General features: G+C 38.5%; 16 protein-coding genes. 9 read left to right on the top strand and 7 right to left on the bottom strand.

The features are described from left to right. The first annotated feature begins 325 nt into the window (after positions 1-325). From QNI15_RS11090 to QNI15_RS11125, 8 genes are all read left to right on the top strand, one after another. A complete protein-coding gene (locus tag QNI15_RS11090; protein WP_314031792.1) occupies positions 326-1567 on the top strand; it encodes a glycosyltransferase family 4 protein in 1242 nt (413 codons plus the stop codon). A gap of 193 nt (positions 1568-1760) precedes the next feature. Continuing rightward, positions 1761-3008: an efflux RND transporter periplasmic adaptor subunit gene (locus tag QNI15_RS11095; RefSeq protein WP_314031793.1), complete on the top strand. Its 1248-nt coding sequence runs from the start codon at positions 1761-1763 to the stop codon at positions 3006-3008. A 30-nt stretch (positions 3009-3038) separates the two neighbouring features. Next, positions 3039-4538, top strand: a complete 1500-nt coding sequence (locus tag QNI15_RS11100) for a TolC family protein (RefSeq protein ID WP_314031794.1) — start codon at positions 3039-3041, stop codon at positions 4536-4538. Positions 4539-4624: 86 nt separating this feature from the next. Next, positions 4625-5290, top strand: coding sequence for an ABC transporter ATP-binding protein (locus QNI15_RS11105; protein WP_313977158.1), 666 nt, complete (start codon positions 4625-4627; stop codon positions 5288-5290). A gap of 53 nt (positions 5291-5343) precedes the next feature. Beyond that, positions 5344-6591: an ABC transporter permease gene (locus QNI15_RS11110; RefSeq protein ID WP_314031795.1), complete on the top strand. Its 1248-nt coding sequence runs from the start codon at positions 5344-5346 to the stop codon at positions 6589-6591. Positions 6592-6624: 33 nt separating this feature from the next. Then, entirely contained in the window at positions 6625-7791 is a 1167-nt protein-coding gene (locus tag QNI15_RS11115; protein ID WP_314031797.1) for an ABC transporter permease, read from the top strand. A gap of 92 nt (positions 7792-7883) precedes the next feature. Beyond that, positions 7884-9254 carry a sigma-54-dependent transcriptional regulator gene (locus QNI15_RS11120; RefSeq protein WP_314031799.1) on the top strand — a complete coding sequence of 457 codons (1371 nt, stop codon included), beginning with the start codon at positions 7884-7886 and terminating at the stop codon, positions 9252-9254. Next, positions 9238-10527 carry a sensor histidine kinase gene (locus tag QNI15_RS11125; RefSeq protein WP_313995378.1) on the top strand — a complete coding sequence of 430 codons (1290 nt, stop codon included), beginning with the start codon at positions 9238-9240 and terminating at the stop codon, positions 10525-10527. Before QNI15_RS11120 ends, QNI15_RS11125 begins: the two co-directional genes overlap by 17 nt. A gap of 467 nt (positions 10528-10994) precedes the next feature. Here QNI15_RS11125 and QNI15_RS11130 read toward each other — a convergent pair whose 3' ends face one another. From QNI15_RS11130 to QNI15_RS11140, 3 genes are read right to left on the bottom strand one after another with little or no spacing between them, the layout of a single operon-like run. Continuing rightward, positions 10995-11957 (bottom strand): alpha/beta hydrolase family esterase, encoded by a 963-nt coding sequence (locus tag QNI15_RS11130; RefSeq protein WP_314031801.1) that lies wholly within the window; start codon positions 11955-11957, stop codon positions 10995-10997. Positions 11958-12014: 57 nt separating this feature from the next. Further along, complete coding sequence (locus QNI15_RS11135) at positions 12015-12557, bottom strand: sigma-70 family RNA polymerase sigma factor (RefSeq protein ID WP_314031803.1); 543 nt, start codon at positions 12555-12557, stop codon at positions 12015-12017. A gap of 41 nt (positions 12558-12598) precedes the next feature. Beyond that, positions 12599-13321 carry an arylesterase gene (locus tag QNI15_RS11140; RefSeq protein ID WP_390902181.1) on the bottom strand — a complete coding sequence of 241 codons (723 nt, stop codon included), beginning with the start codon at positions 13319-13321 and terminating at the stop codon, positions 12599-12601. 235 nt (positions 13322-13556) lie between these two features. On the opposite strand from QNI15_RS11140, the gene QNI15_RS11145 reads away from it, so the two are divergent. Next, positions 13557-14246, top strand: coding sequence for an ABC transporter ATP-binding protein (locus QNI15_RS11145; protein WP_314031805.1), 690 nt, complete (start codon positions 13557-13559; stop codon positions 14244-14246). Positions 14247-14301: 55 nt separating this feature from the next. On the opposite strand, the gene QNI15_RS11150 is transcribed toward QNI15_RS11145, so the two are convergent. From QNI15_RS11150 to QNI15_RS11165, 4 genes are all read right to left on the bottom strand, one after another. Next, a complete protein-coding gene (locus QNI15_RS11150) occupies positions 14302-14676 on the bottom strand; it encodes a hypothetical protein (RefSeq protein ID WP_313977175.1) in 375 nt (124 codons plus the stop codon). Positions 14677-15193: 517 nt separating this feature from the next. After that, positions 15194-16546, bottom strand: a complete 1353-nt coding sequence (murD, locus tag QNI15_RS11155) for a UDP-N-acetylmuramoyl-L-alanine--D-glutamate ligase (RefSeq protein WP_314031806.1) — start codon at positions 16544-16546, stop codon at positions 15194-15196. Between the two features lie 47 nt (positions 16547-16593). Further along, positions 16594-17835, bottom strand: coding sequence for a phospho-N-acetylmuramoyl-pentapeptide-transferase (gene mraY / locus QNI15_RS11160; RefSeq protein WP_313995390.1), 1242 nt, complete (start codon positions 17833-17835; stop codon positions 16594-16596). 63 nt (positions 17836-17898) lie between these two features. Then, positions 17899-19353 (bottom strand): UDP-N-acetylmuramoyl-L-alanyl-D-glutamate--2,6-diaminopimelate ligase, encoded by a 1455-nt coding sequence (locus tag QNI15_RS11165; RefSeq protein ID WP_314031934.1) that lies wholly within the window; start codon positions 19351-19353, stop codon positions 17899-17901. Positions 19354-19370 lie beyond the last annotated feature (17 nt).

The following is a 19370-nucleotide window of genomic DNA, read 5'->3' on the forward strand; positions in this document are numbered from 1 at the left end:
GGCGTTTTTTTCGGTAAGAAGAATAGATAAAGGTTTTCCTGATTTGTCACTTAAGCAGATACAACAATAAATCCCATACTTAGATCAGGAATGTATTTTATATAAACAGGTTGCTGAACAGGTATATTTTGCACAAAAATAGGAATACAAGCGCTGAATTGAAAAAAGATACTATTTTCGCGTCTTCTCAAATAAAGTCATAAATGCATTAGCTTTTCTGAAAACCAAGACATATTCAACAGAGATAGTACAATTTATGACTAATAAACTTATTTTATTCATACAAACAGACTGAACACCCTAAATAATAAGCCAAAAACAAGAGATGCACATTCTTTTAGTTCATCAATATTTTTTAGAAAAAGACGATCCAGGAGGGTCTCGCTTTAACGAGATGACGCGTGTCTGGGCAGAAAACGGACATCAGGTAACTGTTATCGGAGGTATGGTCCATTATGCCAGTGGCAAGAAACGGGATAAACACAAAGGTAAATTTATCGTTAGAGAGGAGTACGATCAAAATATTACCGTTTACAGATGCCATGTTTCAGAAGCATACAACACAAATTTTATTGGTCGGCTATGGGCTTATTTTTCTTTTGTTTTTTCCAGCATTATAGCAGGAATATTTTATGCCCGAAAAAAGTATAATGTGGTGCTTGTTACTTCTCCACCTCTGTTTGTTGGTATTACTGGTTACATTTTATCTCGCTGGAAACGTATTCCGCTGGTCTTTGAGATACGCGATTTATGGCCGGAATCAGCTATTGATACAGGAATACTAACGAACAAAACAATTATCCGGTTTGCCTATTGGTTTGAGAAGTTCATTTACAAAAAATCCAAACTAATCAACTGTCTTACTCCTGCCTTTCGGATCAAACTGATTGAAGATAAAAAGGTTCCTGCTCAAAAAACAGTAATGATACCCAATGCTGCAGACTTTTCCCTTTCTGAAGAGCTTCTTCATTCCTTTGATGCCAATGAATTTCGTAAAAAACTTAACTGGCAGGATAAGTTTGTCATTACCTATGTAGGGGCACATGGTGTTGCCAATCACCTGATTCAGCTTATTGATGTAGCGGAATCGCTGAAAGATACCAATACCCATATAGTACTCATTGGTGATGGTATGCAAAAACCTATGTTACGAGAAGAAACACAAAAACGCAAACTTACCAATGTTCAGTTTGTAGATTCGGTTCCAAAGAAAGAGGTATTTAAATATATCCTTGCCTCTGATCTGGGCACTTCTGTCCTAAAAAAGAATGATACATTCAAGACTGTATATTCAAACAAAACATTTGATTATATGTCTTGTCGCAAACCTATCCTGATGGTTATTGATGGAGTGTCCCGGCAACTGGTAGAAGAAGCCCGGTGTGGAGTATATGCAGAACCCGAAAATATTGCAGATATAGTAGCCAAAATCCGACTCTATCTCTCAGACAAAGAACGCCTCGCTACAGATGGCATGAATGGATATACCTATGCCCAAACACATTTTGACCGTGAAAATCTGGCAAAAGAATATCTGCGTGTACTGGATTCAATTGGTAAGAAATAAGTATCTGTTGCATTAGATACTATAGAGCTTTCCCGTAAACGAACAAAGTGTTCAGAAATGAACACTTTTTCTTTTTTCAGTACTTGAGCACAAAAATCTCAAAAAACATATAACTCACTAGATATCAACACAATACCTCGTTTGGCACAAGAGTTGAAATATACCTGTCACCTTTCAAAAGAATTTTACGAAAATGGACAGAGAACTTTCAAACCAAACCCTTCGCCAACGAAAAATAAGAACCTATCTTAGCGGATTAGTAGGAGTTGCTATTATCACATCCGGATTTCTGTTTTTCCGTTCTTCTCTCAAGACAAGTATTTCTGTCAATAAAATCCGAACAGCCACAGCCGAACTGGGACCTATCGAAAATACGCTGACGGCATCCGGGGTGCTTATACCAGAATTTGAACAAGTAATCTCCAGTCCTATCAAAGCAGAAATAAAGCGGGTCATTGTCACACCCGGCACAACTGTAAAAATTGACCAACCTATTCTGGAGCTGGATAAGTCACAGACCATCAATGACTATGAGAAGCAGAAGGACCAGCTTGATTTAAAACGAAATGCGATTACGCAACTCCGTATCAAACTCCAGAAAAGTCTTTACGAACTCGAAGTAGATAATGCCATAAAAGACTTAAATATTGGAAGTCTGCAAGCCAAACTAAACAATACGCAACATCTTAAAACAGTTGGAGGTGCAACACAGGAAGAGGTAAACGAAGCGGACTTTAATCTGAAGACAGCCGAACTTGAAAAGAAAAAGCTTGCCAATGAATTGAAAACAATGAAACAGTCTGTTACAACAGATCTAAGAGAAATGGAACTACAGGCAAGTATTCAGGAAAAAGATCTTCGGGAACTTGAAACGAAACTGAAACAAGCCGAAATCACAGCTAAACGTAATGGAGTAGTTACCTGGGTAAATGAAAACATTGGCTCTAGTGTATCTGAAGGGGAACAACTTGCTAAAATAGCTGATCTGAATGGGTATAGCATAGAGGGTAGCTGTTCAGATACCTATTCAGAGATGTTGCGTACCGGCATGAGTGTCATTGTTAAAATAAACGAAATTATACTTCGTGGAAGTATCACCAACATACGTCCTACCATCAAAAACAACATCCTGACTTTTATTGTCGCACTGGAAAAGAACAATCATCCAGCATTAAGACCCAACATGAAAGTAGAAGTTTTCATTGTTACCAATGCATCTTCACGAGTGGTTAGGGTAGCTAATGGCCCTGCCTTTTCAGGCAAAGCAGAGCAATCTGTTTTTGTACTTGAGAATGGTGTAGCTCATCGCAGACAGGTACAGATCGGTGCTTCAAACTTCGACTTTGTAGAGCTCAAAAATAACATCAAGCCAGGTGAGACAATTATTATCTCTGATATGAGTGAATATGAACATTTGAATGATATCTCTATCACCAAGTAACTTATCACTCATTCTCTGACTACTACAACTATGTATTCATACTCACATAAATTCACATTACTCATTCTTCTTGTGCTATCACCTTTTGCGACGAAGGCAGTAGCACAAACGCTCTGGACACTTGACGATGTGATTGGTATGGCCAAGAGTCAATCTATTGCATCTAAACAGGCTGAAACCGAGCGAGAAACCAACTACTGGAAATGGCGGACCTACCAGTCGAACTATAAACCCCAACTCTCACTATATGGGAATCTGCCCGATTATAACCGTTCGTTTACACAGGTATATCAACCAGATGGAAGTATTCAGTTTCAACCTGTTATTAATAATAATGCACTAGCTAGCCTTTCACTTAGCCAGGGTATTGCAGCTACAGGAGCCTCCATCTTTGTCAATAGTCAGCTACAACGTTTTGATGATTTTAACAACAATGTAACCCGTTACAATAGTAGTCCGGTGTTGATTGGTTTCTCTCAGCCACTATTTGCTTATAATACGCTGCGGTGGGATAAAAAGATTGAACCTATCAAGTATCTGGAATCCAAACAAGCATATATTGAATCCATTGAAACTATTGCCATTAATACGACAGGTCTGTTTTTTGATCTTCTCCTGGCACAAACTAACCTGCAACTGGCAGAATTAAACCGGGAAAACAATGAAAATATCTATAAAATAGCTCAGGAAAGGTATAATGTAGGAAAATCTTCTACCAATGACTTGCTACAGTTAAAAATGGAGTTACTTAAAGCACAGAAAGCACTGATAGCCGCCCGCCAGAATGAGGAAACCTATTCACGTAATCTGAAATCATATATCGGCTATAGAAGTAATGAACATATTGTGCTGGTGATTCCGGATAGTATCCCTGATATGTACATAGATGCGACTGTAGCCTTAAGAGAAGCACTGGAAAACAGAAAAGATGCTCTGGCTTTTCGCAGAAAAATACTGGAAGCAGAGAGTGAAATTGCCAAAGCTCGTGGTGAGGTAGGATTCAAAACCAATATCAATGCCACGCTGGGTTACTCCAAGGCAGCGTCTACAATTTCAGATGCTTACAAGTCACCTCAAAATCTGACGACTGTGCTGGTTGAGTTTAATCTGCCTATTATGAACTGGGGACGTGCCAGATCACGACTGGAAACCAGCAGGGCCAACAAGAAACTTATTGAATATACAGTAGAACAGGACCGAAATGATTTTGAGAGAGGCATTTATACACAGGTGAATCTGTTAAATATGTTGAAAGAACAACTTAAGCTTACCAAAGAAGCAGAGGATATTGCCCAACAGCGTTATCAGATTGCCAAAGACCGATACATTCTTGGAAATCTCAGCATTACAGATCTTAGTCTGGCTTTGCAGGAAAAGGATTTATCTAAGCAGGATTACATTACTTCTTTGCGTAATTTCTGGACAGCCCATTATACTATCAGAAATCTAACGTTGTACGACTTTCTGAAGAATGAAAAAATCACAGTACCTGCATCCAGTGAAAGAACCTTCAGAAACAGCTCTCTATAAAAAATACTATCCAAACGCTATATCCTACAACCCGGTAGAGTCACCTAAACAAACTTCCTTCGGGATTCAGGAAGTATCAGATTACTATGATTAAGTTAGAAAATATCGAAAAAGTCTATCAGACAAAAACAATTGAAACACTTGCTCTTAATCAAATCAATGTGGAAATAAAGAAAGGCGAGTTTTTATCTATTATGGGTCCATCCGGATGTGGCAAATCAACCTTGCTGAATATCATGGGACTTCTGGATGAGCCATCCAAAGGTAATATAACCATTGATGATGAACCGATTACAAACTACTCAGACAAAAAACTGGCAGCATTTCGGAACAAAACCCTTGGTTTTATTTTTCAAAGCTTTCATTTGATCAATGATCTATCTGTTGTAGACAATGTTGAACTCCCTCTTTTATATCGGACCAGCAGTGCCAAAGAACGCCGAAAACTGGCAGAAGAAGCACTTGAAAAAGTGGGGCTCAGCAACCGAATGAAGCATTTTCCTACACAGTTATCCGGCGGACAGAAGCAGCGGGTTGCCATTGCCAGAGCTATCGTAGGTCGTCCACGAATTATTCTGGCTGACGAGCCTACAGGTAACCTGGATAGTGTAATGGGTAACGAGATCATGAATATTCTCACGCAACTCAACGAAAAAGATGGAGCAACAGTAGTGATGGTGACTCACGATGAACAAATGGCCAAACGTACCCACCGACTTGTCCGGTTATTTGATGGCAGCCAGGTTTTTTAGAGTTCTCTCATTTTAACAACTTAATTCCACAGGAAGATTAATCAAAGAATAATATGCTTATAAATTATCTAAAAATTGCCTGGAAGGTGCTGGGACGGAATCGGTTCTTTACATTCATTAGTCTGTTTGGGATCAGCTTTACTCTCATGATCCTACTGGTAATCACGTCCTTCCTGAGTCATCTTCTGGGCGAAAACTATCCGGAAGATAAACGAGACCGGTCACTTTATGTGATGCGTTCTGTAATGCGAAACACCAAACAGAATGGACAGATGACAGGCCCGATTTCTGCTTATTTTGTCATAAACTACCTGAAAAAGATGCAAACTCCTGAAAAAGTAGCATTCATGAGCTTTGTACCTAACAATGTTAATACGTTTGTAGGCAATAAAAAGCTCTCTCTTTTTGCCAAGTATACAGATGCTGAATTCTGGAATGTATTAAACTTTAGGTTCATCGAAGGCAAACCGTATCAGACAAACCAAGTCACCAATAGTGAGAAAGTGGTAGTTATTACAGAAGATACCAGACGACAATATTTTGGTGAGGGTGTGTCTGCTGTAGGAAAATATATCAATATCAACAATGAATCGTATCGTATATCCGGAGTTGTAAAAGAAGTTCCTATTACGCGTATCCACGTTTCGTCAGATGTATATATGCCTTATACACATGACAAAATAAATCTGAAGAATCTTGAGTACAATGGTCGGTATTGTGCCATTTTACTGGCTTCCACATCCGCTGACGTTCCAAAAATGCGGGCAGAGTTTGATAATATGGCAGCAAAGCTACCCTTACCTGATCCTAAATCATTTGATAAGTTAATTATCCATGCTGACGACTTTATTGACGGTATGCTTCGCAACTTCACAGGCATCGATGAAGAAAGTCCCAGAGATTACTTCATGCGAATTGGTGCTATCTTCGCCTTTCTGTTTATGCTGCTTCCTGCTGTGAATCTGATTAATGTCAATATCAGTCGTATTCTGGAACGTTCTTCTGAAATAGGTGTCCGCAAAGCATTTGGAGCGTCTTCTCCTCATCTGGTATTGCAGTTTATTGTCGAAAACATTGCCATCACCTTTATCGGTGGACTGATTGGTTTTGTAGGTGCAGGCCTGGTAGTATACATTATCAATAACAGTGGCCTTATTCCCTATGGAGATCTGACAATCAATTTCACTGTGCTGGCAACAGGTTTGACTCTCTGCCTCTTATTTGGAGTACTTTCGGGTGTATATCCCGCCTTTCGGATGTCTCGTCTTCATATTGTTAAGGCACTGAAAGCAGGTGAATAATTTTATTTCTTTTTGTTTTAAGACATTACTGATATGATAAAGCACTTATTCAAATTAATCTGGAATCAAAAGCGAAAAAGCTTTTTACTGATAACAGAGATCTTTTTCTCTTTTATGGTTCTTTTCGCAGTATTAAGCCTTATGGTTAAATACATTCAAAACTATTCAAAACCTATGGGCTTTGAATATGAGAATGTGTGGGTTGTAAACCTGGATAATCTTACAGAAACAGAAACTGATTCATTAGGTACTCCTTTTCATCAAGCCAGAGAGTTTATTGCCTCCTTTCCAGAAGTGGAAGCAGTCAGTTTTGCTTCTCAGAATCTTCCTTTTGCGGCATCCACTCACAACTCATCGGTTAAATATGGTAATATAAGCTCTATGGCACATATCTACACGGTAGAAGATACCTATCCTAAAACCATGAATTTACAAATGAGTAAAGGAAGATGGTTTAATAAAACAGATCAGGGTACTAAATATCAGCCCATTGTTATTACAGAACAACTAAGTCAAAACTTATTTGGCAATGAAAATCCAATTGGAAAAATTATTAAAGCTGATACTACCCATAAGGTTGTAGGTGTGGTGGCTAGTTACAAAGACAAAGGCGATTTTACAGACCCTGTTGCTGGGATATTTTTTCCTATTTCTGCTGGCAAAGACTATAAATCAAATATACTGGTTAAAGTAAAACCAGGAACTGGGGCTATCTTTGAAGCAAAATTATTCAAAGGGCTGGGTGGACTTCTAAGAGGATGGAATGTAGAAATTGAACACCTCACAGACAAAAAAGCCAATCAGAACAAATTGGTATTTATTCCTATGACCGTTCTACTTATTGTCTGCACATTTCTGATCTTTAATGTTTCTCTTGGCTTGTTTGGCATACTCTGGCAGAATATTAACCAACGAAAAGGAGAAATTGGGCTACGTAGAGCCATTGGCGCTACAGAAAAAGATATTTCCAAACAATTTATTGGCGAAGTAATGGTAATTGCAACGTTCGCTCTCATAATCGGTTTATTCTTTGCAGTTCAATTCCCATTATTACATGTCTTTGATTTAGCGGCTGATATTTATCTGATTGCCATGCTGATATCTGTTATTGTCATCTATCTGTTAGTAATGGTCTGTGCATTTAACCCAAGTCGGCAGGCTGCCAGCATCCAACCCGCTATGGCATTGCATGAAGAATAGACGTGGCGTACTTTCACAACTTGTTTTATGTTCAGGATAGTAAAGTAAAATCAAAAAAACCTTTACATCTTTGTTTATCTTAGATTCGAATCATGATCCTTATTATTGATGATGATAATGCTGTTGCCATTTCACTTCTTTTGTTACTGAGACAGGAAGGATTTGAAGCTCAGACAGCCAGCTCCCCATCTGAAGCCATACAGTTTGTCCAGAACAGCAAACCTGAACTGATTATCCTTGATATGAATTTTTCTATTGAGACATCAGGAGAACAAGGATTGAAGTTGTTGGAACAAATCCTGAAAATACATGCCACAGTCCCGGTTATATTAATTACCGGATGGGCAACTATTGATCTGGCAGTAAAGGGCATGAAAGCAGGTGCAAAGGATTTTGTAAGTAAACCCTGGAGCAATACACAATTGCTCCAATCTATTCGCACCATTCTGAGTCTTTCACAAACAAAGACCCAATCAATCAGTCGTAAAAAGCTAAACGAGAAATACTATTTTGACAATATCATTGGAGAAGACCCAAAACTATTACAGGTCTTGGAAACGGTTGGCCGTGTCAGCACTACCGATGCCTCTGTATTAATTATGGGTGAAAGTGGTACGGGCAAAGAACTCATTGCAGAAGCGATACATTACAGTAGCCACCGACAAAAGAAGTCCTTTGTCAAGGTAAATCTGGGCGGCATTTCGACAAGCTTATTTGAAAGCGAGATGTTTGGTCATAAGAGAGGGGCATTTACAGATGCCAAAGCAGACAGAGCTGGCCGATTTGAACTGGCACACAAAGGAACTATATTTCTGGATGAAATTGGAGAACTGGAACTAAGTAATCAGGTGAAATTATTGCGGGTACTACAGGATAAGACATTCGAAGTACTTGGTAGCAGCCAAACCCGAACTGTTGATGTACGTGTAGTAAGTGCCACAAACCGTGATCTTGAAAAGATGGTAGCAGAAGGAACATTTCGGGAAGACCTTTTTTATCGGATTAATCTTATCACGGTAAAGGTTCCAGCCCTGCGTGAACGCCCTGGAGATATTCCCTTGCTGGCAGACTTCTTTGTAAATAACCTGAAAGTCATTTACAATCGACCGGAACTCACTATTAGTAAACGAGCCAAACAATGGTTACAAACCCAGCCTCTGCCTGGCAATATCCGGCAGTTAAAAAACCTGGTAGAACGAACTGTACTTGTGACACAAAAGGATATACTGGAAGTAGAGGATTTTAGTTTGCAACCTGGGGTATCAACAACTGTACAACCAGTGGTAAAACAACCTGAAACTGGTATAATGACCCTGGAAGAAATGGAAATACAGTTGATCAGAAAGGCACTTGATTTTCATAAACATCGTATAGCCAGAGTAGCCCGGTCGCTGGGCCTTAGCCGCAGTGCACTCTATCGCCGGTTAGAAAAATACAATATTCCTTATGACGCTGAAAGTTAAGTATATCCTCTTTATTGCTCTTGTTCACTCTATTTTACTGGTATTCAGCTTTTACTGGCTCAAGGATAACAAAATACTATTCATTGTCACAGAGGCACTAATCCTTCTATCCATAGGTGCCTCTGTCATGCTCTATCAGGACTTCATTCAGCCTCTGAAGTTGATTATGACGGGGATTGATTCAATCAAAGACAAAGACTTCAATGTTAAGTTTGTCAAAACAGGAAAATATGAAATGGATCAGTTGATTGGTGTATACAATATGATGATTGATAAACTTCGGGAAGAACGAACGTTACAACAGCAACAACATTTTTTTCTTGAGAATCTGATCCAGGCCTCTCCTACTGGCATTATTATATTGGACTTTGATCAAAAAATAGCTTCAATCAATCCCAAAGCTGCACAATTTATTGATCTAACAGATCAAACTATCTTTGGAAAGGCGCTTAATGAAGTCTCACATCCATTACTGGAGGCATTAACAGACCTCCCTTCCGGCGAATCCAAAACAGTAAGTATTAATGGCATTGAAATGTATAAATGCCAGAAATCGCATTTTGTTGATCGTGGCTTTCAACGCTATTTTATCACCATTGAAGAATTGTCCGCAGAATTGCTCAAAGCAGAAAAGAATGCCTATGGAAAAGTAATCCGGATGATGGCCCATGAGGTAAATAATTCCATTGGTCCCATCAATTCCATTCTGGATTCAGCGCTTACCTATAAGGCAATCGAGAAACCTGAGTATATACACGCTTTACAGGTAGCAATGGAGCGCAATCAACGTCTCAATATTTTTATGCGTAATTTTGCAGATGTAGTGCGTCTTCCTCAACCACAAAGGGAACAAGCAGATATACATCATATTATCAGAGATGTAGCGACACTTATGGAGCAACAAGCTATAGCAAGTGGCATTGAGTTTGACATTGACATACCTGATTTGCCTTTTCTTGTATTTATTGATGTTCAGCAAATAGAACAGGTGCTGGTAAACATTATAAAAAATGCCATTGAGTCTATTGAGCAGAATGGCAAAATAGAATTTATCAGCAAACCAGACCTTCGCACCCTGATAATTCAGGATTCGGGCAAAGGCATTTCAAAAGAAGCTGCTGCACAGTTATTCTCTCCCTTCTTTAGTACTAAACGTGAAGGTCAGGGAATAGGCCTGACTTTAATCCGCGAAATCCTTCTTAATCATAACTGTGATTTCTCTCTTCAAACCCTGGCTACTGGCTACACAGAATTCCAAATTGTGTTTGAGTGATCATTTATTTTCTCTTACTATTCTTCAGACAAATTCCTCTTATAGAACCTTAACCAAGATTCTAGTTATATACAGCGAATATCAGAATACTGATCGTGTTTTATACTTATCAGAACTCTGATAATTCGTAGAAATAACTGGAGTTCCGATTACTGATAAAAGCGACCGGAATTCCAGTCAAACTCAAAAGTGAACAGAGTTTAGGTCAAATGAGAAAATGACCATTATTCGAATATTTTTTCAATATGATCGGTATTCCGGTCAAAACTCAAAACGATTCGAATAATGGTCATTTTATACTTTAATCAAAGAATCTGAGGCGTTCCCAATTATTTTCTTGTGAACAGAATTCCGGTCATAATCTAAATTACATACCAATCATTGACCACCCGCATCTTTTTAAAACTGGTAGCAAAAGCCATAAGCTGTCTATAACCTGGTTTGTTTTCACAACCATTGTAGAACAGCTATTTCAGACTCATAAAAAATTCCCAGATTAAAACCGGGACATCTACATCAGTGTTCATGTATCCCATCTTTTTAATAGGTATTCGGAAATTCCGATTGGAGATAGTATGCCCTCCATTAGCAATACGTATAAAACAAATACGTTTTTCTGTAACTGGAGCCATGTAGTCTTTCCGAAACACAGTAGGATTTGTATTGGGAAAAGAAGAACTTTTATACTTATCAGAGAGACATTGGCTAATTGTAAGCCAGTGCGCTACTGTTTCTTCTACGCTTTTTACCAATCCAAAATTTTTGCCATCCAGTATAATTTCACCTCCCTGATAAGGAACAATGGGATCATTTTCTCCACTTACAAACAACATTGATACAGGTTGGCCAATATCCTCACAATCATCATTGCTAGCAGCTGGCATATTGCTACCAATAACGGCGAACCCTTTAAACCATTCCGGGTGTTGTCTGGCAAGTTTCATTACCATGGTACCTCCATTTGAAAAGCCAACTGCATAGACTTCCTTTTTATCAATCTGATACCCATTACTAAAAAAAGCAATGATCTGCTCTGTAAAACCAACATCGTCTATCTGCAACTGTTTAGCAGGATAAGGAGCAGTTTTTCGGCAATCGTTCCAATTGCTCTCGTAACCTTGCGGATAAACTATAATGGCATCTTTTGTCATGTCTGCCTGCTCATCAAATTCATGCCCTGTAAACACCTGCATCAGACTCGCCCACATTCCAGTACCATGATAGGCAATAATCAGTTTGGGATGGGACGAAACTTGTCTAGGTACATGATACACAAATGTTCGCTCAAAATTGCCAATAGTCAGGGTTGCCTTTTTAAGAGGATTAACTAAATTCCATCGATAAGCATAAAGACCTATGATTACGGCAATCAGGCCTATAAAAGCGATAACTACTACTACTAACTGATACATCTTTTTCTTTGTAAACATTCGAATTTTCTATTTTTCAGAACAGACGAAAGGCACAAAAAAAAGACTCAGAAAAAATCAGCTAATTTTTTCTGAGTCAACAAAAGAGGGCTTTTTATAGTCTACGACATTCCCATATACATCATTTGTAAGAAAACAATTGCTTTTTATGGTATCCTTCAATTTTTGACGGGCACGTTGGATTCGTGATTTTACTGTACTTAAAGGCAGTTGATGTTTCTTTGCATAATCTGTTTGCTTCACACCTTCAATTTCAACCGCAATCATAAGTTGTCGTTCTTCCTCTGGTAATATGTCAATCAACAGTTGGATACACTGTAACACTTCTTCATTGCCTTCATTACTATATTCTTCCATAGAGACCAACTCTCCTATTTCCTGCGTTAGCAAACTCTGTTCACGCCGATAATAATCCATTAAAGTAGTATATACAATCCGCTTGAGCCAGGAAGTAAGTTTATCTTCATGCTGAAGTGTTTGAATAGACTGATGTACTTTAATAAGTACTTCCTGAGTCACTTCATCAATGATATGCTTATCGGAAGTTAACTTGTGAATATAGGCAGTAATAATACTATATATTTCCTGATATGCTTTCATGACTCTTTTTTGAATGTATGTCTTATATTATACATTTAGACTTACAAAGACGGTTGTGTAAGCAGAGGCTGTAAAACAGCCCACACATTTTCGGCTACTATCTTGTTCCCTTCTGCTGTGGGATGTATGCCATCTGCCTGATTTAAAGAAGGTATTCCTGCTACTTTATCCAGCAGGAACGGAATCAGGACAGCCTGATTGGCTTCTGCCAGCTTAGGATAAAGCTCCTTAAACTCAGTAATATACTTTTTACCCAGATTAGGAGGCATCTGCATACCTGCTAATACAAGCTTTGTATCTGGATTTCTGGCCTTTACGGTATCAATAATTGCCTGCAAATTTTTACGGGTATCAGAGAGTTCAATCCCACGCAGACCGTCATTTGCTCCTAGTTCAAGAACAAATATATCTACAGGTTGTCGCAACACCCAGCTGATACGGGCTTTCCCTCCAGCAGAGGTCTCACCACTCAAGCCAGCATTGATAACAGTATATGGCAACTTCAGCGAGTCTATCTTTTTCTGTATTAGCGAAGAAAATGCTTCAGTAGGGTCTAATCCGTATCCGGCAGTAAGGCTATTTCCGAAAAATAAAATAGTCTGCTTTTTGGCAAGAGGCATCTTATTTGTCTGGCTTGAATCGTTTACATCGGCCTTTTCGGAGCTGGTTTGATCCTCAGTTGACTTGGAAGAACAGGCAAACAATGTTAATCCCATAACCCAAAGGACAACAAAATGATAAATGGTTGTTTTCAAGGTTGACATTTGAACTGTTATTATGTATTGTTGTTAAATCAGATAACTATAAAAGATTCAATCTCTGAAAATTTTTTCTGTATCTATCCGTCTTTTAAAATATAGGGTAAAATTTCAGACTTGAAAGATACTATTTCCCTATACGAATCAAAACGGATTTTATTGGATGGCACCTTTTTATGCAGATAATTTCTAATGCACAAAGGGTACCATTGTAATCATCAACCCGACAAAACATATATTCATGTCTATTCTACGTGTGCAGGACTTAACCAAGTCTTATCAAAGTGGTGGTCGCACTCTTACAGTGCTGGAAGCAGTAAGTTTCGAATTACAACCTGGTGACACATTTTCCATTGTAGGTCCTTCAGGCAGTGGTAAAACTACTTTGCTAGGGCTATGTGCAGGTTTAGACAGAGCCTCTTCCGGAAGTGTATACCTGAATGATATATGCCTGGATAATCTTACAGAAGACCAACGTGCTGCCGTACGAAATGAACATGTAGGATTTATTTTTCAGAACTTCCAGTTGCTGCCTACTCTTACAGCACTGGAAAACGTGATGGTACCAATGGAGTTAAGAGGAACAAAAAATGCACGAACTTACGCACAGGAATTGCTCGAACGTGTAGGACTTGGGCAGAGAGGCCATCACTATCCTACTCAGTTATCGGGAGGAGAACAACAACGGGTTTCTCTGGCAAGAGCATTTTCCAACCGCCCCAAAATCCTGTTTGCCGATGAACCTACAGGTAATCTGGATGATGAAACCAGTATCAAAGTCGAAAACCTGTTATTTGAGCTAAATAGAGAGAATGGCACCACACTAGTTCTGGTGACTCACGATCTGGAACTTGCAGCAAAAACACAGCGAGTTATCCGTATTAAGGGAGGTAAAGTAATAGCAGATAGTATTACTGCTGCTGTTTCATAAAAAGAAGGGCTTCTCTATACAAAGAAGCCCTTCTTTTTACTATAGACCAAGTGTATTAGTCTTTCTTATTATTCTTATTCAGAGAGTCCTGCACCATAATATCATTTTCCTTCACGTTTGGTGCATTATCCGCTTCTGTATTACGATTCTGACGTTTGTAGTTATCCGTTGCAGTCAATGGGTTTACAACCGTTTCTACCGTTCTTCCAGGAGCCACAGTTGCAACTTCTTCTTTTTCAGTCTGTGGGTTCTTATAGTTACGTTTTACCTTCACAGTCTCCTTGCGATCTGTAGAAACAGCCTTAGTGACTTTCTGTGATTTACTGGTTTGTGTAAGACCATATGGATGTTTATAGTCACCAGAGCTTTGTGCTTGCACAGCTACAACTGAAACAAGGACGAATATAAATATAGAAAGAAGCGTTTTCATAAATGTAAAATTAAAGTTTAAATACAATTACTAAATAAATTAACAAATGCAATTCTCGTACCAAAACAAACAAAAAAGCTTCACAAATAAAAGATATTCTCAATTTTTTAGATCAAAAAGTAGTCATTTACCTTACATATTACCTGTTTTTATTAAACATTGAAATAAAAACAAAAAATCAGACAATAAACATTTCAATGGAAAATATACAAATAATACAATTAATTAAGAAAAGAAAAAAATAAGTACTTATACTCATACTCATTTTTTCAAAACTCACTTTCCCTAAATCATAAGTAGATCCCTTTAAAACACGTATAAATCTCAACACCAATCCAACGATTTACACAAATGGAAAACTAGTATACCTTATAAAACAAGCCTGCCAGCAAAAGCGCAAAAAATGAAAATAATTAAACCAGACTATCTGTGATATGTGCTATATATAATTGCCCTAAATAGAAAGAGCCTGAACATGTAAAATGCTCAGGCTCTTTCTATTTAAAAAAATTTTTTTTCATTCTCGGCTTACTACAGCTTTTCGGAACTGATCTCCCCGATCTTCATAATTACGGAACAGGTCAAAACTGGCACAAGCTGGGGAAAGCAATACCACATCTCCAGGCCTGCCAATTTCCGTACCTAATGTGATAACATCTTCAATACTCTGGCTCTCATAAATAGCAGGTATTTTTCCCTTAAAAAATGCCTTCAGTTTGCTATTATCTTTTCCTAAACAAATAAGGGCTTTTACTTTCTGTTTTACCAGTTCTTCTATTTGAGTATAATCATTTCCCTTATCTACACCACCCGCAATCCAGATCAATGGTTCCTGATCAAAACTACCTAAAGCATAAAATACCGAATCTACATTTGTTGCTTTAGAATCGTTGATAAATGTAACCCCATTTATTTCGCCTACTTTCTCTAATCTGTGAGGAGCGTTTCTAAAAGTCTGCAATCCTGCCAGAATAGCTGTGTCATGAATACCCACAATCTGACAGGCTACCAGTGCACAGGAAATATTCAATGCATTGTGTACACCTTTTAATGGGAGGTCTTTTATAGCTATCTGTATTTCTGATGTATTAAAACTTGTTCTGAGTAACGAATCTGTTATATACGAAAGGTTTGTAGTATTTAACTCTGATCCTTCAGGACTGGTTGTAATTGGCAAAGCAAGAGGCTTCAACTCTATAGTTTCCAGCTTGTCTTTAATGGGAGGGCTATCTCTATAATAGATAAAATAGTCCTCAGGTGTTTGAGACTGAATGACCCGAAACTTTGAGTCAATATAATTCTCAAACTTATAATCATACCGATCCAGGTGATCTGGTGTGATATTGGTCAGTATGGAAATGTATGGACGAAAAGTATAGCTATTATCTAACTGAAAACTACTCATTTCCAATACATACCAGTCAAATTTATCCTCAATTACCAGTTCTGCAAAACTATGCCCTACATTTCCTGCTAGTCCTACATTGAGGCCAGCTTCTTTAAATAAGTGGTAGGTTAATAGTGTTGTGGTAGTTTTTCCATTAGAACCAGTTATGGCAACAAGCTTTGCTTTTGTATAGCGTGACGCAAACTCTATTTCAGAAATGATAGGAATATTCAGCGCTTTTAGTTTCTTGATGATATCAACCTTATCAGGAATACCCGGACTTTTGATTACTTCAGTGGCATCCAGAATCAAGTCTTCAGTATGTGTTTCCTCTTCAAACGGAATAGCATTGTCCCTCAACGTTTGCCGATAACTTTCCTGTAATTTTCCTTTATCGGATAAAAACACCTCAAATCCTTTTGCTTTAGCCAGTAAAGCTGCTCCTACTCCGCTTTCACCGCCACCCAAAACAACAATTTTCATATGATTCGTAAATTAACTGCTGAGTAAAATCTCTAAGTGGATATTGACTACCGTAATTTTAGTGTTGCAATACTAAATACAGCCAGAATAATGGCAATGATAAAGAATCGGATTACGATTTTCGATTCATGATACCCCAAACGCTGGTAGTGGTGATGTAACGGAGCCATTTTAAACAGTCGGTGCTCTCGCGCATATTCTATCCCCCTGCGTCGTTTCTGGTATTTAAAGTAATATACCTGTAAAATCACAGAGATGCTTTCTGCCAGGAATACGCCACAGATGATTGGAATCATTAATTCTTTACGAACAATCAGTGCAATTACCGCAATAATTCCACCTAATGTTAAACTACCTGTATCACCCATAAATACAGAGGCGGGATAGGAGTTATACCACAGGAACCCTACACACGCACCCACAAAGGCGGCACAGAATATTACTAACTCACCAAGGTGAGGTATGTACATAATCTTCAAATAGTTCGCAAAAATGGCATTACCTGACAAATACGCAAATAGTCCAAGGGTAAGTCCTATAATTGCGGAGATGCCTGCCGCTAATCCGTCTATACCATCTGTAATGTTAGCTCCATTGGAAACAGCTGTAATAATAAAAATAGCCACTAGTACATATACTATCCATTGATAATCATCTGGGAGGAAAGGCAGGATCTGGCCATAATCCAGCTCGTTATTTTTAAAGAAAGGAACTGTTGTCGTTAATGACTTGATATCATGGTATTTAGAGGCAGCAATGTTATCATAATTGATACGGCCTTCGTATTTACGAATCACTACATTATTGTTATAGTAAAGTGTAAGGCCTATGATTAATCCTAGCCCTATCTGACCTACTATCTTAATTTTACCTTTTATCCCTCGATCCCCAGCAAGCCATGGTAGGCTACTTTCTTTTTTGAAAACCTTCACATAATCATCTAAGAATCCTATCAACCCTAACCAAACTGTACTAACCAATAATAAAATAATATAGACATTATCTAACCGGGCAAACAAAAGTACTGGCAATAATATAGACCCGATGATGATAAATCCACCCATGGTTGGTGTGCCCTTCTTTTCCGCTTGTCCCTGAAGGCCCAGATCTCTAATGGACTCTCCTACCTGTAATCGTCGCAGAAGATTAATAAGTTGCTTTCCGTATATAGCTCCAATAGACATAGCGATGATCAACGCCATACTGGCACGAAATGAAAGAAAGCGGAACACGCCAGCACCAAAGAAATCAAACTGTTTGTCTAAATAGTCAAAAAGATAGTAAAGCATCTATATAATACGGGTTAAAAATACAGCAAATTAAGGGGATTGTATAAGTATGGTATGTATACCTTAAGCTTCAAATAGTTCTGTTATAATTTTCTTGTCATCAAAAGGATATTTTACTCCTTTAATTTCCTGATATGTCTCATGTCCTTTTCCGGCAATCAGAATAATATCTCCTGGCTGTGCCAGTGCCACTGCTTTAGCAATAGCTTCTTTTCTATCTATAATTGTCTGTACACGGTTACGATCCGTAATTTTTACTCCTTTCTCCATATCTGCTAATATGGCCTCTGGCTCTTCAAAGCGAGGGTTGTCAGATGTTAAGAGTATCTTATCGCTTAATTTACAGGCAATCTCCGCCATTAATGGGCGTTTTGCTGCATCACGATTGCCACCACACCCTACAATTGTAATTACTTTACCTCCGTCTTTCAACTCCTGTATAGTTTCCAACACATTTTCCAATGCATCAGGAGTATGTGCATAGTCTACAATTCCAATTACTCCCTCGGCAGATCTCACCTGATCAAAACGACCCGGTGCAGGTAAAACATCTGATAATTGCATCAATACTTCTTCGATAGGCTCTCCTAATAATATAGCAGTAGCATACACTCCCAGAATATTATAGGCATTAAACTCTCCAATCAACTTAAACCACACTTCTTTCCCTTCTATTTCCATCTCCAGCCCATGCAGCGTATTGGCAATCAAACGTCCTTTAAAAGGAGCAGGATTCACCAGCGAAAAAGTGGCTTTACGGGCACTTGTATTCTGAAGTATTATGAGTCCCCGCTTGTCATCCAGATTTGCCAGTGCAAAGGCAGAGGAAGGTAGTTCGTCAAATAGCTTCTTCTTGGCTTTAATATAATTATCAAATGTCTGGTGAAAATCCAGATGGTCATGTGTAATGTTTGTAAATATAGCTCCTGTAAACTTTACTCCAGCTGTCCTTTCCTGTACAATAGCATGTGAACTGGCTTCCATAAAAGCATGTGTACACCCAGCGGTAACCATATCAGCCAGTAGAGCATTAAGATTTATGGCATCCGGAGTGGTATGTGTGGCTTCTACAGGTTTGTCGTCAATATAATTACGTACAGTAGACAACATTCCTGTCCGGTATCCTAATCGGCGAAAGAGTTGATACAATAAGGTTACAGTTGTAGTTTTACCATTAGTCCCTGTTACAGCTACCAGTTTAAGCTTTTCGGAAGGATTACCATAAAAGTTAGAAGCTATAAATCCTAAAGCTTTGGCACTATCACTAACCTGAATATACACAACTGAAGCAACCTGTGTTTCAGGAAGCTGCTCACATACTATAGCTGTGGCACCCAGTTCAACAGCTTTTGCGATAAACTGATGACCATCGGTTTGTGTACCACGTACAGCAGCAAACAGACTCCCTGGCTGCACTTGCCTTGAGTCCAGACACAACTTTGTGATTTGTTGAGTAGTATCACCTGTAATAGCTAGTACAGGAACACCTTGCAATAATTGAGAAAGTGAAGCAGCCAAAGGATTTTCGCTATTTG

The organism is Xanthocytophaga flava (assembly GCF_030068545.1).
Classification (GTDB): domain Bacteria; phylum Bacteroidota; class Bacteroidia; order Cytophagales; family 172606-1; genus Xanthocytophaga; species Xanthocytophaga flava.

Excerpts from the sequence above, each read along its gene's own strand:
- QNI15_RS11090 (WP_314031792.1), top strand. The coding sequence starts at position 326 with ATGCACATTCTTTTAGTTCATCAATATTTTTTAGAAAAAGACGATCCA.
- QNI15_RS11095 (WP_314031793.1), top strand. The coding sequence starts at position 1,761 with ATGGACAGAGAACTTTCAAACCAAACCCTTCGCCAACGAAAAATAAGA.
- QNI15_RS11100 (WP_314031794.1), top strand. The coding sequence starts at position 3,039 with ATGTATTCATACTCACATAAATTCACATTACTCATTCTTCTTGTGCTA.
- QNI15_RS11105 (WP_313977158.1), top strand. The coding sequence starts at position 4,625 with ATGATTAAGTTAGAAAATATCGAAAAAGTCTATCAGACAAAAACAATT.
- QNI15_RS11110 (WP_314031795.1), top strand. The coding sequence starts at position 5,344 with ATGCTTATAAATTATCTAAAAATTGCCTGGAAGGTGCTGGGACGGAAT.
- QNI15_RS11115 (WP_314031797.1), top strand. The coding sequence starts at position 6,625 with ATGATAAAGCACTTATTCAAATTAATCTGGAATCAAAAGCGAAAAAGC.
- QNI15_RS11120 (WP_314031799.1), top strand. The coding sequence starts at position 7,884 with ATGATCCTTATTATTGATGATGATAATGCTGTTGCCATTTCACTTCTT.
- QNI15_RS11125 (WP_313995378.1), top strand. The coding sequence starts at position 9,238 with ATGACGCTGAAAGTTAAGTATATCCTCTTTATTGCTCTTGTTCACTCT.
- QNI15_RS11130 (WP_314031801.1), bottom strand. The coding sequence starts at position 11,957 with ATGTTTACAAAGAAAAAGATGTATCAGTTAGTAGTAGTAGTTATCGCT.
- QNI15_RS11135 (WP_314031803.1), bottom strand. The coding sequence starts at position 12,557 with ATGAAAGCATATCAGGAAATATATAGTATTATTACTGCCTATATTCAC.
- QNI15_RS11140 (WP_390902181.1), bottom strand. The coding sequence starts at position 13,321 with ATGTCAACCTTGAAAACAACCATTTATCATTTTGTTGTCCTTTGGGTT.
- QNI15_RS11145 (WP_314031805.1), top strand. The coding sequence starts at position 13,557 with ATGTCTATTCTACGTGTGCAGGACTTAACCAAGTCTTATCAAAGTGGT.
- QNI15_RS11150 (WP_313977175.1), bottom strand. The coding sequence starts at position 14,676 with ATGAAAACGCTTCTTTCTATATTTATATTCGTCCTTGTTTCAGTTGTA.
- murD (WP_314031806.1), bottom strand. The coding sequence starts at position 16,546 with ATGAAAATTGTTGTTTTGGGTGGCGGTGAAAGCGGAGTAGGAGCAGCT.
- mraY (WP_313995390.1), bottom strand. The coding sequence starts at position 17,835 with ATGCTTTACTATCTTTTTGACTATTTAGACAAACAGTTTGATTTCTTT.